Origin of the sequence: Limnohabitans sp. 2KL-3 (genome assembly GCF_001269405.1) — a bacterium.
Lineage (GTDB): Bacteria > Pseudomonadota > Gammaproteobacteria > Burkholderiales > Burkholderiaceae_C > Limnohabitans_A.
Genome location: NZ_CXON01000005.1, coordinates 85,015 through 100,697 on the forward strand (window position 1 = coordinate 85,015; position 15,683 = coordinate 100,697).

Sequence of the window (15,683 nt, forward strand, 5' to 3'; positions counted from 1 at the left end):
ATCGACTGTTGCAGGCGCAACAACTGGAGCTCGCGATTCCTTTGTTGCGCCAGGTGTTGGCCCTCAGTCCTGACGAGCCCCAGTCCTCGCGAGATCTCGGACTCGCATTGGCTCGCCAGGGCCACGCGCAGGCCGCCGTAGACCGGTTGTGGGACGTTGTGTCACGGCCATGGAATAACCGCTTCTCCGATATTGAGTTGGTGGCTCTGGCGGAGCTCAATGCCATTGTGGCAGCTGCACAGACAGTCGGCCAGAGCCAGGTTGACACAGGCGCCATTGACCCACGACTACTTAGGAACCTGCCGTTAGACTTGCGCGTGGTGCTCAGTTGGGACTCGGACAACACCGACATCGACTTATACGTTATTGACCCGGACGGCCAAGAAGCCTACTACGGCCGCCAACTCACCCGGCAAGGTGGGCTCATGTCACGCGACTTTACAGGTGGCTACGGCCCCGAAGAGTTTTCGCTGCGCAAGGCCAAGCCGGGTACCTATACCGTTCGCGCGGAGTTCTTTGGTCACCGCCAGCAGGTGGTCTCGCCCACCACTGCACTGATGCTGCGCCTGAGCACAGGGTTCGGAACACCGCAGCAAAAGGATGTCGACACGGTCATCCGCTTGTCCGGCGGAGCGCGCCGGGTCACGATAGGCACCTTCGACGTGCGCGGGATGTTGTAGAGGCTCAGGAGCCATCGAGATCAGCCCTTGCTGCAATGCGGACGCGACTTCAAGCGTAAATTTTTTTGACGCCCGTGTTGGAAAGCGGCAACTGCCGATCATTCCAACCCACTCAAACCCAGCCTTGCCGCCAAACGCTGTCGTCTTGCAATTCACGCCAAGGGATGGTCTGTGTGGCCTTTGAAAACACCGCTTCGAGTTCCACCAACTCAATTGGGTACGTTGGCAGCGCGGGTTTGATGACCCGACTGATCAAGAAGTGCATTTGCCTAGCCAAGGGGTGACTGCTGTCCATTTGGTCAACAGCAGTTTTTTGGGGTTCAGGGGGGTTCATGCTTCGAGCTTTGGGGTTTGATTTGTCACCGCCTTAGCTTGAAAAATTTGCAGTTGCTTTCGGAATATGCAGTATTCGATGATGCTTGTTCATTAAATTCGACTTTTTTATGAATCAATTTAATTTTTTGCGACCAAGCCTGCGCTCCAAACTCTGTAAATGCGCCAGATCTGTTTGACGTGTAATGGCAAGTCGAGTGGTTTCAAGTCGACCCACACAGAACTGAACGCGGTTGAGAGACAGGACTTCTTCAGTGTGGCCTTGCAGGTAATTGATGAGTTCAGAAATAGCGAAGACACCTGGAGGCTTTTCTGTCTTGAATTCGGCTTTGCCCACAAACACAACCAATGATTTGATGGCGCTTGATGGCAAGAAGTCGAGCAGTTTTTCGACCGCTTGCACATGCCGCATGTTTTGGAAAATTGGATTTTGAAATCTGAACTTTCGACCAAACACCACCTGTGTCCAAGTTGCTTGTTTTGAATTGGCGAATATCCAACCTTTATAGTCTTTTGTCTCTATGACGAAAACGCCAAATTTGGATACAAGAATGTGATCGACTTGGGTTGTCCCATCTTGGAGTTGAAGTGTGATGTGATTGAGAAGGTGAAAATTAGGTGGGGCAAAGTTGGCTTGGATTGTCTTGGATATCAAGGCTTCACCTCGATTTTGAAATGAGGCGTCACGGTAACGACCAAGTCCAAAGCCGAGCAGAACGCAAAATGTGAATGCAATCAGAAGGTATGGATAAGCAATCAACACAAGCTCACCAACTTTCTCATTTTGTGTTGCCCACTTCCCGCGCCACCGCATCGGCCAGTTCGATCACCGCCATGGCGTAGTAGCTGCTCCAGTTGTAGCGGGTGATGGCGTAGAAGTTTTCGGTGCCGGCCACGTAGCTGGGGCTGTCGTTGCCGTTGCGCAGTTCAATCAGGGCCAAGGGGCCGGGGTGTTGCAGGGCTTCGCCTTGCAAGCTTGCGCCTTTGGCCGTGAAGCTGTTGACACTGAAGGTCGGCAAGATGTCTGGGGCGAGCAGGGCGTCCATGTCGGTTTGGCCGGGCACCAGCGTCACGGGGTAGTGGGTGGGCATGCCGCTGCGCCACTGAAAAGCTTTGAAGTAATTGGCGACGGAGCCAATGGCGTCAGCGGGGCTGGCAAACAGGTCAATGCGCCCATCACCATCAAAGTCCACGGCATGGCGTGCCCAGCTCGAGGGCATGAACTGCGGCAAACCCATGGCACCGGCATAACTGCCCCGTATGGCCAGGGGGTCCGCTGCGCTGCGCGAGGTCAGCAGCAAAAATTGCTCCAGCTCAGACCGGAAGTAAGCCTGTCGCTCAGCTGCTCTGGGGTGGGCACTTGGAAAGTGAAAGGCCAAGGTGCTCAGGGCGTCGATGATGCGGAAGTTGCCTGTGTTTTGACCATACAAGGTTTCGACCCCAATGATGCCCACGATCAGGGCCGCGGGCACACCGTACTCGCGTTCAGCCCTTTCCAGGGCGCTGCGGTGGGTGTTCCAAAAGCGTGCGCCGGCTTGTATGCGGATGGGTTCGATGAAGCGGGCACGGTAGGCTGCCCAGTTTTTGGCACTGGGGCTGCTGGCCGGGAGCACCAGTTTTTCGATGGAGGGCAGACGTTTGGCCTGGCCCATGGTTTGTTCGACCCAAAGCGGGTCCAGCTGGAGCCGGGCAGCGGCATCTTGGGACCAAGTTTGGGTGAGGGCGGTGTCCAGACTCAAGCCTGAAGGCGCGGGGCGTTGCGTCCGTGGGTGCTTGTTTTTGGGCTTGGAAGGGGTTTGGCTGTGCTTGTGGGCTGCAGCCTTCTTCGCTGGGCTGCTGGTGTGGTGTGGGTTGGGTTGGGTGAGTGCAGGCAGTGGCATGCACAACCAAGCGGCCAGACCCATGACCAAGCTTCGGGCCAGACGCTGCGTGTTTGAGCGGGCGCTGGGGGCTGTGCTGACCAAAAAGTATGTGTTTTTTTTCATTGGCAGAGAGTTTAAACGCCAGGGGACTGGGCGCGTGATAAGCTGAAACCATCAAAACTGGTGCAACTCATTAAAAGCAAAGCCGCCTTCAAGATGGCAGCATTCTGGAAGACAAAACCATGGGCGCGACAGGCTATTTCTCACACCCCGCTTGCTGGAAACACGAGATGGGCCCAGGCCACCCGGAGTGCCCGGAGCGTTTGGGGGCCATTGAAGACAGGCTGCTCATCAGCGGTGTGGACATGGCTTTGCAAAGGCGTGAGCCTGGCCCCGCTGCTTTGGCCGACCTGGAGCTGGCCCATGGGCGCATGCATGTGGCGGCTTTGCGGGGGTTGGGCGATGCCTTGCGCGAAGACATGGCCGCAGGCGGGCCCACACACACCGCGCTCGATCCCGACACCTTGATCAATGCCCACACTTGGGAGGCCGCCTTGCTTTCAGCAGGCGCGGCCATTGATGCCACCGATGCGGTGCTGGCCGGCGAGCTGGAGAACGCGTTTTGCGCCACGCGTCCGCCGGGACACCACGCGTGCCGGGACAAAGCCATGGGGTTTTGCTTTTTCAACAACGTGGCCATTGCGGCCAAATACGCCGTCGAGCGCCATGGCCTCAAAAGGGTGGCCATTGTGGACTTTGATGTGCACCACGGCAACGGCACCGAAGACATCGTGGCTGGCGATGAGCGGATTTTGATGGTCAGCTTTTTTCAGCACCCCTTTTATCCGGAGGGGGGGTCACAGTCCAATGCCCCCAATTTGGTGAATTTGCCGGTGCCCGCTTACACGCGGGGCATGGACATTCGAGAGTTGGTGGACATGATGTGGTTGCCCCGGCTGGAGGCGCACCGGCCCGAGCTGATTTTCATCAGTGCAGGTTTTGACGCGCACCGCGAAGACGACATGGGGCAGATGGGCCTGGTGGAGCAGGACTATGCCTGGATCACCCAGCGCATCAAGGATGTGGCGTTGCGCCACGCCAAGGGCCGCATCGTCAGTTGCCTGGAGGGCGGTTACAACCTGAGTGCCTTGGGGCGCAGTGTCGAGGCGCATTTGCGGGTGTTGGCCGATGTGTAAAGCCTGAAGGCCGCATCACTTGCTTTTTGGAGCAGGGCCAAGGTCTTGGCGGGTCGGGTTTGGGCACAATGGGCGGATGAGCCAAATGCCTTTACCCCAATCCACCGATGGGCTGCTGCACGAGCGTGATGCGCTGGGTGTGCACAACCTGACCCTCAACAGCCCCGCCAGCTTCAACACCTTGAGCGAGGCCATGCTCGATGCGCTGCAGCAGGCGCTGAACGCCATTGTCCAAGACGAGCAAGCCCGCGTGGTGGTGCTGGGTGCTGCGGGCAAGGCGTTTTGCGCTGGCCACAACCTCAAGGAAATGCGGGCTCAGCCCGAGCTGGCCTATTACCAAAAACTGTTTGCCCAATGCAGCCGCATGATGCTGTCCATCCAGAATTTGCCGGTGCCCGTCATCGCTCGGGTGCAAGGCCTGGCCACTGCGGCTGGATGCCAGTTGGTGGCGCAGTGTGATTTGGCCGTCTCGGTCGACACGGCCCGCTTTGGGGTCAACGGCATCGACGTGGGGCTGTTTTGTGCCACCCCCAGCGTGCCGCTGGTGCGCAACATGCACGCCAAGCAGGCCATGGAAATGTTGCTCACGGGGGGCTTTATTTCGGCCGACGAGGCCCGAGGCCGTGGTTTGGTCAACCGCGTGTGCGCCGCCTCCGAGCTGGACGCTCAGGTCGATGAACTGGTCAGCGCCATTTTGTCCAAGCCGCGCGAGGCCGTGCGTTTGGGCAAGGCCTTGTTTTACCAGCAACGCGAAATGGGCATCGCAGCGGCCTACCAACTGGCAGGGCAGACCATGGCGTGCAACATGGTGCACGACGACGCGCAAGAGGGCGTGTTGGCCTTCATTGAGAAAAGGACACCGACATGGCGAGCCTGAAATCGCTGAACATCGCCGACCCCATGAGCTGGCTGGAGGTCCTGGTCCGGGCCGAATCGCTGCAGGTGCTGTCGGCTTTTGCGGTGTGCATTGCGCTGGCCTGGACGATGACTTGGGGTGTTCGCAAGGCTTTTGCAGTTCAGGAGTTGTCGATTTTGCTGGGGCGGCGCTTGATTGACGGGGTCTTGTTTCCGATCCTCTTGCTGGGCCTGACGTTTGCAGCCCGAACCCTCTTGACCGATGCGCAACCAGTGGCCTTGTTTGGCATTTTGTTGCCGGTTTGCATGTCTTTGGCCTTGATTCGTTTTGGTGTCAAGGTGTTGCAAGTGGCCTTTGGTCAGGCCCCTTTTGTGCGGGTGCTGGAGCGCACGATTTCGTGGCTGGCCTGGGGGGCAGTGGTGCTGTGGGTCACCGGCATCTTGCCCTTGCTCTTGGAGGAGCTCGATCAAATCCAATGGAAAGTGGGCGGTTCACTGCTGTCGGTGCGCACCCTGATCGAAGGGGCGCTCACCGCCGGTGCGGTGCTGATTGTCACTTTGTGGGTGTCGGCTGCCATTGAGGCGCGCTTGCTCAAATCGGCCACGGGCGGCGACTTGTCGCTGCGCAAGGTCATCAGCAACACGGTGCGGGCGCTGCTCATGTTTGTGGGTTTGTTGCTGGCGCTGTCTTCGGTGGGCATTGACCTGACCGCCTTGTCGGTGCTGGGGGGCGCGGTGGGCGTGGGCATTGGCTTTGGCTTGCAAAAGCTGGCCTCCAACTACGTCAGCGGCTTCGTCATCCTGGCCGAGCGCAGCATGCGCATCGGGGACATGGTGCTGGTGGATGGTTTTGAAGGCCGCATTGTGGACATCAAGGCCCGCTACACCGTGATTCGGGCTTTGAATGGCCGCGAATCGATCGTGCCCAATGAGTTTTTGATCATCAACCGGGTGGAAAACTTCACCCTGATGGACCCCAAGTTGTCGCAAACCACCGTGGTCTCTGTGGCCTACGACAGCGATGTGGACTTGGTGCGGCGGCTGTTGATCGAGGCCTGCGAAAGCCAGGACAGGGTGCTCAAAGACCCCGCGCCCAACGCCTTTTTGAGTCAGTTTGGCGCGGACGGTCTGGAGTTCACGGTGAGTTACTGGATTGCCGATCCCGAAAACGGTCAACTGGCTTTGAAGTCGACCATCAACATGTTGATTTTGGCCGCGCTGCGTGAGCACCGAATCGAGATCCCGTACCCGCAGCGCGTGATGCACATGGTCAATCCATCATCGAAGGCAGCCACAGGCTGATTTGCGGGAAGGCCAGCAAAATGCCCAAGGTGATGATGAGCACCAGCACCATGGGCCAGACGCCCCGGAAAATGGCCCCCAGGCCCACATGGGGCAGCAAGGTGTTGAGCACAAACAAGTTCATGCCCACAGGCGGTGAGATCAGGCCAATCTGGATCACCATGACGATCAGCACGCCAAACCAGACCGGATCAAAACCCAGTTGCACCACGATGGGAAAGAACAGCGGAATGGTCAGCAGCACCATGGTCAGCTCTTCCATCACCGTGCCCAGCAGCACATAGATCAGCATCATCGCGGCCACGATCATGATGGGCGACAGGCCCAGTCCGGTGATCCAGTCCTTGAGCTCAAAAGGCAAGCTGGTGTAGTTGACGAAGTTGGCAAAAATGGTGGCGGCAATCAGCAAGGTGAACAGCATGGCCGTGGTTCGTGCCGACTCGACCAAGACCTCCATGAGCACCTTGGGGCTCAAGGCCTTGCGGGCCAGGGCAAACAAAAAGGCGCCCATGGCCCCCATGCCAGCGCCTTCGGTGGCGGTGAAAAAGCCGCCATAAATGCCGCCCAAAACCAGCACCACCAAGAGCAAGACCCCCCAGATGCCGCGCACGGCGGCAAAGCGCTCAGACCAGCTGAACTTCTCGCCAGCCGGGGCATGTTCGGGGTCGTGCCAGGTCATGAACACCACGGCCACCATCATGAGCATGGCCGTCAGGATGCCGGGCAAGACCCCGGCCGCAAACAGTTTGCCAATGTGGGTCTCGGTGATGATGCCGTAGATCACCAAAATGGTGGACGGCGGAATCATGATGCCCAGCGTGCCGCCTGCAGCGATCACCCCGGTGGACATGGCATCGCTGTAGCCCAGCTTTTTCATGGAGGGATAGGCCACTTTGCTCATGGTGGCGGCAGTGGCAATGGACGAGCCGCAAATGGCCCCAAAACCAGCACAAGCGGCAATCGTGGCGTGGGCCAGGCCTCCGCGTCGGTGGCCAATGAAGGTGTAGGCGGCGTGAAACAACTCGTGGGCCAAACCAGCGCGGGCCACAAAATTGCCCATCAGGATGAACAGCGGGATCACCGACAAGGTGTAGGCAAACCCGGTCTCGTGCACCACCTGGGCCGTGCTCGCGAACGCAGGCAACCAGCCGCGGGTCAGGCCAATGCCCACAATGCCGACCAAGCCCATGGAAAAAGCCAAGGGCATGCGCATCAAGGCCAAGACAAAAATGGCCAAAAATCCAAGCAAAGCTTCGGTCACAGTGTGCCCCCTTCTGAGGATTCTTCTTCTTGGGCAGACCCAAAAGCCTTGATCAGGTGCACCAGCCCCGTCAGGCCACACAAAACGCCCATGCCTTGGATGAAAGGTGCTTTGGCAATTTTGAGTTGTGCCGTGGTCTCGCCGGTGACCGCAAATTCGGAGCCAGTGCGCCACATCAGGTAGGCCAAACCAAACAGCAAAGCCGCACACACCAGGTTCACCAAGGCGCGTTGGATGCGCTGAAAAAATGGTGAAAACAAGGCGTCCAGCGAGTCAAAGACCACATGCTCACTTTTCATCGAAACCAGTGGCAAGGCACCAAAGATGACCACCACCATCAGCAACTCGGTCAACTCCAAAGAACCGGTGATGGACTGAGACCAAATTTTGCGGCCGCTCACGTCCAAAAAGGTGAGCACCATGATGGCAAACAAAGCCAAACCCGAAAGGGTTCCGCAGACGATGTCGAATAACTTTTTCACATTTCACCCAAAGAAAAACGGCACCTGCTGTGTTTGCAGGTACCGTTGTTGTCAGGAGGTGCCGTGCCCTTGGTCAAAGCACAAGGGCCACACCGTTTATTTTTGTTTTTGCAGTTTGGCAATTTCCGCACGGAAATCAGACAGCATGCCCGAGGGGTCTTTCAAGCCCTTGGCCTTGGCCGCTTGAGCCCAATCGCGTTCGAGTTTGCTCACTCGCACCGTCACACCGCTGACAAAGCTGTTGTCTGCCTTGATGACTTTGACGCCGTTCTTTTGCATGTTGGCCAAAGCCAGATCGTCCACACGGTCCCACGATTTGCCAAAGCGGCTGGCCACGGCGTCACCTGATAGCTCGTCCACGGCTTTTTTGTCTTCGGCCGACAAAGCGTTGTACTTGGCCGGGTTCATCATGAAGACAAAGCTGGTGTTGTACAGGCCGCCAGGGAAGGTGGTGGCGTGTTTGATGATTTTGTCAATTTTGAAGGAGTCGGTGGATTCGGCCGGGAACAAAGTGCCGTCCATCACGCCGCTCGAGAGCAATTCATAAGAGTCCGGTGCGGGTTTGAGGGTGACGTTCATGTCCAAGGTTTTGGTGATCTCATTGACCATGCCACCGCCGACCCGGAACTTCAGACCCGACAGGTCTTCGACTTTGGTGATCGGTTTTTTGGTGTTGAACACAATGCCTGGGCCGTGGGTGAAGTAACCCAACACCTTCACGCCAGCATGCTCTGCTGTGAATTCGGGGTGCTTGCTGGCGATGCGGTTGAAGGCCACCGACAAAGGCTCGGCGCGGTCGCCCAAAAATGGAAACTCCGCCATTTGGGTCAACACAAAGCGACCAGGGGTGTAGCCATGCACTGTGAAAGAAACGTCGACCAAGCCGTTCTTGACCGCATCAAAGGTGCCGGGCGCTGGTGTGACCGCACGGGGCAAGATGTTGCAACGCACGCGGTTGGAGGTTTTGGCGGTCAGCGCATCACACCATTCCTTTTGCGCCACGGTCAGGCCGTGTGTGGGGGGCACCCAGCTGGACACGGTCAACACGGTTTGGGCCTGGACTGCGCCACCCCAGCAGGTCAAAGTGGCCAAGGCCAGCATCGTCAGGTTTTTTTTCATGCGTCTCTCCATCAAAGTGACAAAAAAATCAAAATATCTGGATACTCGCCAGATTGACCTGAATCCTAACCTGTAATGCCCGACCGATTGGTCGGTGAATTCCCGGGGGTCGGACATGGTGAAGCGGGCAAAAGTCGGTCTAAATTGCGAACGACCGTGCTTTTTTATGGGGTGCAGGCTGTTTGAAAAGTGGTTTTGGTGCACAATTGACGTTGACGTTACGTCAATGGCGCTACCGGACTTGAATGCGCTTGGGTTTTGATTTCAATCGGAGAAACTTTCATGAAAATTCTCGTTCCCGTCAAGCGGGTTGTGGACTACAACGTCAAAGTGCGCGTCAAGTCCGATGGTTCGGGCGTGGACATTGCCAACGTCAAGATGAGCATGAACCCCTTTGACGAGATCGCCGTTGAAGAAGCCGTGCGCCTGAAAGAAAAAGGTTTTGCCACCGAAGTCATCGCTGTGTCTTGTGGTGTGGCCCAGTGCCAGGAAACCTTGCGCACCGCCATGGCCATTGGTGCCGATCGTGGCATTCTGGTGGAGACACCCGCCGATCTGGACTTGCAGCCCCTGGCCGTGGCCAAACTGCTCAAGGCACTGGTCGACAAAGAGCAACCCGGTCTGATCATTTTGGGCAAACAAGCCATTGACGACGACTGCAACCAGACGGGCCAGATGCTGGCCGCTTTGGCCGATCTGCCCCAAGCCACATTCGCCTCCAAGATCGAGATCGTGGACGGCAAGGCCCAAGTGACCCGCGAGATTGACGGTGGCTTGGAAGTGCTGAGTGTCAGCTTGCCTGCGGTGGTGACCACCGACTTGCGCCTGAACGAGCCGCGTTATGTGACGCTGCCCAACATCATGAAGGCCAAGAAAAAGCAGCTCGACAACTTCAAGCCAGAAGATTTGGGCGTGGATGTGGCCCCCCGCATCAAGACCCTCAAGGTGATGGAGCCTGCCAAACGCAGCGCCGGCATCAAGGTGCCCGATGTCGCCACCCTGGTGGACAAGCTCAAGAACGTGGCCAAGGTCATCTGAACATCTTCCTGTAGGAGCCCACCCCGTGGGCGATGGTGTGTTGAGCGATACCGATTGACTCAGGCCATGTGCCCAAACCACCCATCGCCCAAAGGCTGGAGCACCTGCAAAAAAACAAAGGACAAACCATGACTTCTCTCGTCATTGCAGAACACGACAACGCCTCCATCAAAGGCGCGACCCTGAACACCGTGACCGCTGCTGCCGCTTGCGGCGGTGATGTGCATGTGCTGGTCGCTGGACACAACGCAGGTGCTGCAGCAGCGGCTGCCGCACTAATTGCGGGCGTGTCCAAAGTGATCCACGCCGACAGCGAAGCGCTGGCGCACGGCCTGGCCGAAAACGTGGCCGCCCAAGTGCTGGCCATCGCCGCCAATTACAGCCACATCTTGTTCCCCGCGACCGCTGCGGGCAAGAACGTCGCCCCCCGCGTGGCAGCCAAGCTCGATGTGGCGCAAATCAGCGATGTGACGCAAGTCATGTCGGCCGACACCTTCGAGCGCCCGATCTACGCGGGCAACGCCATCGCCACCGTGCAAAGCACCGACGGCACCAAAGTCATCACCGTGCGCACCACCGGCTTTGACGCCGCAGCTGCCTCGGGTGGCAGTGCCGCCGTGGAAAGCGCCGCAGCCCAAGCCGACAGCGGCAAGAGCAGCTTCACACGCAGCGAAATCGCCAAAAACGACCGCCCCGAACTGACCGCTGCCAAGATCATTGTGTCGGGTGGCCGCGCTTTGGGCAGCTCGGAGAAGTTCAACGAAGTGATGACGCCCTTGGCCGACAAGCTGGGCGCTGCCATCGGTGCCAGCCGCGCAGCAGTCGATGCCGGTTATGCCGCCAACGACCTGCAAGTGGGCCAGACCGGCAAGATCGTGGCGCCTCAGCTGTATGTCGCTTGCGGCATCTCGGGTGCGATCCAGCACTTGGCGGGCATGAAGGACTCCAAGGTGATCGTGGCGATCAACAAGGACCCTGAAGCCCCCATTTTTAGCGTGGCGGACTTTGGCCTCGAAGCCGATTTGTTTGCCGCCGTGCCTGAATTGACCAACGCACTGTGACCCATTGACCCCTGCAAAAAAGGCCTCCGCGAGAGGTCTTTTTTGTACCTGAACCCCGACTGACTGGAGACTTTCATGAGCTACATCGCCCCCCTCAAGGACATGCTTTTCAACATCGAGCATTTGGCCCGCATTGACCAGATCGCCCAGATTCCCGGTTTTGAAGACGCGGGCCTGGAAACCGCCCAAGCCGTGCTCGAGGAGTGCGCCAAGCTCAACCAGGATGTGATCTCGCCCCTGAACTGGGAAGGCGACAAGAACCCGTCCTTCCACAACGGCAGTGGCGTCACCACCACGCCCGGCTTCAAAGAGGCTTATCAGCAGTACGCCGAAGGCGGCTGGCAGGGCCTGCAGCACCCCGCCGACTTTGGTGGCCAGGGCCTGCCCAAAACCATTGGCGCGGCTTGCGGCGAAATGCTCAACTCGGCCAACATGGCTTTTGCGCTGTGCCCCTTGCTCACCGACGGCGCGATCGAAGCCTTGCTCACCGCAGGTTCGGACGAGCTCAAAGCCACTTACTTGGAAAAGTTGATCTCCGGCCAGTGGACCGGCACAATGAACCTGACCGAGCCACAAGCCGGCTCGGACCTGGCCGCTGTGCGTACCCGCGCCGAGCCCCAGCCCGATGGCACCTACAAAATCTTCGGCACCAAGATCTACATCACCTACGGTGAGCACGACATGGCCGAGAACATCGTGCACCTGGTGCTGGCCCGTGTGGTGGGCGCACCCGAAGGTGTCAAAGGCATCAGCCTGTTCGTGGTGCCCAAATTCATGGTCAAGGCCGATGGTTCATTGGGCGATCGCAACGACGTGCACTGCGTGAGCATCGAACACAAGATGGGCATCAAGGCCAGCCCCACAGCCGTGCTGCAGTTCGGCGACCACGGTGGCGGCGTGGGCTTTTTGGTGGGTCAGGAAAACCGCGGCCTCGAATACATGTTCATCATGATGAACGCCGCCCGCTACGCCGTGGGTGTGCAGGGCATCGCGATTGCCGAGCGCTCTTACCAGCGTGCTGTGCAGTACGCCCGTGACCGCGTGCAAAGCCGCCCAGTGGACGGCAGCTTGCCCGCTGCTGGCCCCATCATTCACCACCCCGATGTGCGCCGCATGCTGATGACCATGCGTGCTTACACCGAAGGCTGCCGTGCCATGGCCGCCACTGCTGCTGCTGCGTATGACGCTTCGCACCACCACCCCGATGTCGATGTGCGCAAGCAAAACTTGGCGTTTTACGAATTCATGGTGCCGCTGGTCAAGGGCTACAGCACCGAGATGAGCCTGGAAGTCACCAGCTTGGGCGTGCAAGTGCACGGCGGCATGGGCTTCATCGAAGAAACTGGTGCTGCGCAGTACTACCGCGACGCCAAAATTTTGACGATTTACGAAGGCACGACCGCCATCCAGGCCAACGACCTGGTCGGCCGCAAGACCGCCCGCGACGGTGGCCAGACCGCCAAGGCCTTGGCCGCGCAAGTGGCGCAGACCGAAAGCGAATTGGCCGCTTCTGGCAACGCCGATGCACAGGCCGTGGCCCGTCGCCTCAAAGCCGCCCGCGAAGCTTTTGTGGACGTGGTCGAGTTTGTGGCGGGCAACACCAAGGCTCACCCCAACGACGTGTTCGCTGGCAGCGTGCCTTACCTCATGTTGGCCGGTAACCTGATGGCGGGCTGGCAATTGGGCCGCGCCTTGCTGGTGGCCCTGACACCCGAAGCACAAGCCCAAGACGCCGCCTTCATGGCCGCCAAGGTGACCACCGCGCGTTTCTACGCCGACCACATCCTGTCCAAAGCTCCAGGCATCCGCGACAGCATTGTCGAAGGCGCGGGCAGCGTGACCGCGATGGCGCTCGACGCGTTCTGATCCCGGGCCGTATCTGTGCAGCAGCCCCGCCCTTGGGGCGATGGGGGATGCTCTGCAAGGCTCCATCGCGGCGAGGGCGCCGCTCCTACAAAAATGCGTTCATGGAACAGGATTTGTGTAGGAGCCCCGCCCTCGGGGCGATAGGGCGATGCTCTGCAGGGCTCCATCGCTGCGAGGGCGCCGCTCCTACAAACAATGCGTGCACGCAACAGTCTCTTTGTAGGAGCCCCGCCCTCGGGGCGATGGGGGGTGCTCTGCAAGGCTCCATCGCAGCGAGGGCGCTGATTGCCGACTTGTCGCCGCGCCGACACCGTTTGATGCCTTTGTTCTCTCACAATAGACCGATATTTTTTTCAGGAGACTTCATGTCCAAGTTGCCCCCGGTTCTGGCGAACCTGCCTTTCCCTGCCATCGCTTCACCTTTGTTCATCATCAGCAACCCCAAGCTGGTCATTGAGCAGTGCAAGGCGGGCATTGTCGGCTCCATGCCCGCTTTGAACGCCCGCCCTGCTGCGCAACTCGAAGAGTGGTTGATCGAGATCACCGAGACCTTGGCCGCTTACAACGCCGCCAACCCCGACAAGCCCGCAGCGCCCTTTGCCATCAACCAGATCGTGCACAAGAGCAACGACCGGTTGGAGCACGACATGGCCATGTGCGTGAAATACAAGGTGCCGATCATCATCACCTCGCTGGGCGCTCGCGAAGAAATCAACGAAGCCGCGCACAGCTACGGCGGCGTGGTGTTGCACGACATCATCAACAACAAACACGCGCACAAAGCGATTGAAAAAGGTGCGGATGGCTTGATCGCCGTGGCCGCAGGTGCTGGTGGCCATGCGGGTGTCAAAAGCCCGTTCGCTTTGATTCAGGAAATTCGTCAATGGTTCGATGGCCCGGTGGCCTTGTCCGGTTCGATCGCCACGGGCGATGCGATTTTGGCGGCCCAGGCCATGGGCGCGGACTTTGCCTACATCGGCTCGGCCTTCATCGCCACGCACGAAGCGCGTGCGGCCGAGGCGTACAAACAAGCCATTGTCGACTGCGACTCTGACGACATCGTCTTGAGCAACTTGTTCACCGGCGTGCACGGCAACTACCTGGCCCCGTCGATTCGCGCAGCGGGCCTGGACCCCGAGAACTTGCCCGAGTCCGACCCCAGCAAGATGAACTTTGGTGGTGACGCCAAAAAAGCCTGGAAAGACATCTGGGGCTGTGGTCAGGGCATTGGCGCGATCCAGTCGGTTCAAAGCACGGCCGATCTGGTGGCCCAGTTCAAGGCGCAGTACCAAGCTGCTCGCGTCCGCTTGGCACTCTGATGGCCCTGGTGCAAGGCTGAGCTTTGCCAGACGCCCAAACCCACGCGGTGTCCAGCACCGCAACTCAGCGCCCTACGGGGCGCTCTTTTTTGATCGACACGTTCAAGGCCGTCGGTTGCCTCTTGATCGTTTTGCACCACATGGCTTTTTATGGCCCCATGTCGGACGTGGTGGCCCGTGCTTGGCCTGCGCTGGTGAGTTGGCTGTATGACCATGGCCGCTTGGCCGTGCAGTTGTTTTTGGTGTGTGCGGGATTTTTGACGGCCAGCAGTTTGGCGCGACTGGAATCGCTGGCGCTGCCCGCGGCTTTGAGGCTGGTGGTGCAGCGCTATTTGCGCTTGGCCATTCCCTTGCTGGCGGCGTTCAGTTTCACTGTGTTGGTCACAGAATGGGTGCGACCTGAATTTCAACATGCCAGTTTGTCAGCCCCTCCGGCTTGGGGGCAGGCCTTGGCACACCTTGCACTGTTGCAGCATGTGCTGGACATGGAGGCTTTGTCGGCGGGCATTTGGTACGTGGCGATTGACTTTCAGTTGTACGCCATGACCTTGCTCAGTGTGGTGGCCCTGAAGTTTTGGCCTCTGACGTGGGGGACGCCTTCGGTGCATGCCTTGCGCAGGGCCGTGTGGTTGGGCTTGACCTGCGCGTCGTGGTGGTGGTGGAACCTGCACACCGATTTGGACGACCACGGCATTTACTTCTTTGGCTCTTATGGCCTGGGCTTGCTGGCTTGGGAGGCTCGTCAGTCACTTCATCGCCCTTGGCCCGAGACCGATTCACAACCCCCTGCACACACTCAGCGCAGGGTCATCTGGGTGATTTTTTTGGCCATGGGCGTTGTGGCGTGGGTGATGGGGCCTCGCTTGCGAATGGGGCTCGCCTTTGCCGTGTCGGCTGTGTTGATGGCCGTGCCTGCGGCCATCTTGTCGGGTCAAGCTCTCCAAGAACTGTCAGCCAGACGGCCCGGACTGGCCTGGTTGGGTCGTGCCGTGGTGTGGCTGTCCACCGTGTCTTATTCGGTGTTTTTGATCCATTTTGGGGTGAGCTTGGCCGTCAGTGCAGGGGTCACGGCGCTGTGGCCTGGGGTGCTGTGGGCCAACGCTTTGGGCATGTTGGCATCACTGACCTTGTCTTTGCTCATGGGCGCAGGGCTCTACTACGGGGTGGAGCGGCATGCACCTACTTGGGGGCGATGGTGGGTGTGGACGGGTCTGTTCATCGCCAGTGTAGCTTTGGCCAAGCCTTGATCACCCTCGCAGACCACCACCCATCGCCCCGGGGGCGGGGCTCCCACAAGGGAAGTCCCCTG

At 59.0% G+C, this 15,683-nt stretch carries 15 protein-coding genes and 1 pseudogene; 10 read left to right on the forward strand and 6 right to left on the reverse strand.

What is annotated here, in order from left to right; all coding sequences use genetic code 11:
* Positions 1-311: 311 nt before the first annotated feature.
* Positions 312-470, forward strand: a pseudogene (locus AMM41_RS22450) (YfaP family protein); the annotation flags it as partial.
* Positions 471-680, forward strand: a complete 210-nt coding sequence (locus AMM41_RS22225; RefSeq protein ID WP_255350439.1) for a DUF2135 domain-containing protein — start codon at positions 471-473, stop codon at positions 678-680.
* Positions 681-792: 112 nt separating this feature from the next.
* On the opposite strand, the gene AMM41_RS08935 is transcribed toward AMM41_RS22225, so the two are convergent.
* The 3 genes from AMM41_RS08935 to mltB form a co-directional block, all read right to left on the reverse strand.
* A complete protein-coding gene (locus AMM41_RS08935; protein WP_368664968.1) occupies positions 793-1,014 on the reverse strand; it encodes a TIGR02450 family Trp-rich protein in 222 nt (73 codons plus the stop codon).
* A gap of 114 nt (positions 1,015-1,128) precedes the next feature.
* Entirely contained in the window at positions 1,129-1,776 is a 648-nt protein-coding gene (locus AMM41_RS08940; RefSeq protein WP_228769181.1) for a nuclease-related domain-containing protein, read from the reverse strand.
* Between the two features lie 16 nt (positions 1,777-1,792).
* The gene (gene mltB, locus AMM41_RS08945; protein ID WP_304438328.1) at positions 1,793-2,998 is read right to left on the reverse strand and encodes a lytic murein transglycosylase B; all 1,206 of its coding nucleotides are present in this window, start codon (positions 2,996-2,998) and stop codon (positions 1,793-1,795) included.
* 119 nt (positions 2,999-3,117) lie between these two features.
* Between mltB and AMM41_RS08950 the strand changes: the two genes are divergently transcribed.
* The 3 genes from AMM41_RS08950 to AMM41_RS08960 all read left to right on the forward strand — a co-directional run bounded on the left by AMM41_RS08950 (position 3,118) and on the right by AMM41_RS08960 (position 6,228).
* Positions 3,118-4,071: a histone deacetylase family protein gene (locus AMM41_RS08950; protein ID WP_089956522.1), complete on the forward strand. Its 954-nt coding sequence runs from the start codon at positions 3,118-3,120 to the stop codon at positions 4,069-4,071.
* A gap of 76 nt (positions 4,072-4,147) precedes the next feature.
* Complete coding sequence (locus AMM41_RS08955) at positions 4,148-4,948, forward strand: enoyl-CoA hydratase (RefSeq protein ID WP_089956525.1); 801 nt, start codon at positions 4,148-4,150, stop codon at positions 4,946-4,948.
* Complete coding sequence (locus AMM41_RS08960) at positions 4,936-6,228, forward strand: mechanosensitive ion channel family protein (RefSeq protein ID WP_089956528.1); 1,293 nt, start codon at positions 4,936-4,938, stop codon at positions 6,226-6,228. The genes AMM41_RS08955 and AMM41_RS08960 overlap by 13 nt, the downstream gene beginning before the upstream one ends.
* Here AMM41_RS08960 and AMM41_RS08965 read toward each other — a convergent pair.
* The 3 genes from AMM41_RS08965 to AMM41_RS08975 form a co-directional block, all read right to left on the reverse strand.
* The gene (locus AMM41_RS08965) at positions 6,197-7,489 is read right to left on the reverse strand and encodes a TRAP transporter large permease (protein ID WP_089956530.1); all 1,293 of its coding nucleotides are present in this window, start codon (positions 7,487-7,489) and stop codon (positions 6,197-6,199) included. The two genes, AMM41_RS08960 and AMM41_RS08965, sit on opposite strands and share 32 nt — an antisense overlap.
* On the reverse strand, positions 7,486-7,971 hold the full coding sequence (locus AMM41_RS08970; protein ID WP_228769182.1) for a TRAP transporter small permease: 486 nt from the start codon (positions 7,969-7,971) through the stop codon (positions 7,486-7,488). Before AMM41_RS08970 ends, AMM41_RS08965 begins: the two co-directional genes overlap by 4 nt.
* A gap of 96 nt (positions 7,972-8,067) precedes the next feature.
* Positions 8,068-9,090 carry a TRAP transporter substrate-binding protein gene (locus tag AMM41_RS08975; protein ID WP_089956533.1) on the reverse strand — a complete coding sequence of 341 codons (1,023 nt, stop codon included), beginning with the start codon at positions 9,088-9,090 and terminating at the stop codon, positions 8,068-8,070.
* A 282-nt stretch (positions 9,091-9,372) separates the two neighbouring features.
* On the opposite strand from AMM41_RS08975, the gene AMM41_RS08980 reads away from it, so the two are divergent.
* The 5 genes from AMM41_RS08980 to AMM41_RS09000 all read left to right on the forward strand — a co-directional run bounded on the left by AMM41_RS08980 (position 9,373) and on the right by AMM41_RS09000 (position 15,621).
* Entirely contained in the window at positions 9,373-10,128 is a 756-nt protein-coding gene (locus AMM41_RS08980) for an electron transfer flavoprotein subunit beta/FixA family protein (RefSeq protein WP_089956535.1), read from the forward strand.
* A gap of 128 nt (positions 10,129-10,256) precedes the next feature.
* Positions 10,257-11,189 (forward strand): electron transfer flavoprotein subunit alpha/FixB family protein, encoded by a 933-nt coding sequence (locus AMM41_RS08985; RefSeq protein ID WP_089956982.1) that lies wholly within the window; start codon positions 10,257-10,259, stop codon positions 11,187-11,189.
* 75 nt (positions 11,190-11,264) lie between these two features.
* Positions 11,265-13,055, forward strand: a complete 1,791-nt coding sequence (locus AMM41_RS08990) for an acyl-CoA dehydrogenase (protein ID WP_089956538.1) — start codon at positions 11,265-11,267, stop codon at positions 13,053-13,055.
* A 365-nt stretch (positions 13,056-13,420) separates the two neighbouring features.
* A complete protein-coding gene (locus AMM41_RS08995; RefSeq protein WP_089956541.1) occupies positions 13,421-14,374 on the forward strand; it encodes an NAD(P)H-dependent flavin oxidoreductase in 954 nt (317 codons plus the stop codon).
* A gap of 23 nt (positions 14,375-14,397) precedes the next feature.
* A complete protein-coding gene (locus AMM41_RS09000) occupies positions 14,398-15,621 on the forward strand; it encodes an acyltransferase family protein (protein ID WP_089956542.1) in 1,224 nt (407 codons plus the stop codon).
* Positions 15,622-15,683 lie beyond the last annotated feature (62 nt).

Coding starts and splice junctions, on each gene's coding strand:
- AMM41_RS08935 (WP_368664968.1), bottom strand. CDS start 1,014: ATGAACCCCCCTGAACCCCAAAAAACTGCTGTTGACCAAATGGACAGC.
- mltB (WP_304438328.1), bottom strand. CDS start 2,998: ATGAAAAAAAACACATACTTTTTGGTCAGCACAGCCCCCAGCGCCCGC.
- AMM41_RS08950 (WP_089956522.1), top strand. CDS start 3,118: ATGGGCGCGACAGGCTATTTCTCACACCCCGCTTGCTGGAAACACGAG.
- AMM41_RS08955 (WP_089956525.1), top strand. CDS start 4,148: ATGAGCCAAATGCCTTTACCCCAATCCACCGATGGGCTGCTGCACGAG.
- AMM41_RS08960 (WP_089956528.1), top strand. CDS start 4,936: ATGGCGAGCCTGAAATCGCTGAACATCGCCGACCCCATGAGCTGGCTG.
- AMM41_RS08975 (WP_089956533.1), bottom strand. CDS start 9,090: ATGAAAAAAAACCTGACGATGCTGGCCTTGGCCACTTTGACCTGCTGG.
- AMM41_RS08980 (WP_089956535.1), top strand. CDS start 9,373: ATGAAAATTCTCGTTCCCGTCAAGCGGGTTGTGGACTACAACGTCAAA.
- AMM41_RS08985 (WP_089956982.1), top strand. CDS start 10,257: ATGACTTCTCTCGTCATTGCAGAACACGACAACGCCTCCATCAAAGGC.
- AMM41_RS08990 (WP_089956538.1), top strand. CDS start 11,265: ATGAGCTACATCGCCCCCCTCAAGGACATGCTTTTCAACATCGAGCAT.
- AMM41_RS08995 (WP_089956541.1), top strand. CDS start 13,421: ATGTCCAAGTTGCCCCCGGTTCTGGCGAACCTGCCTTTCCCTGCCATC.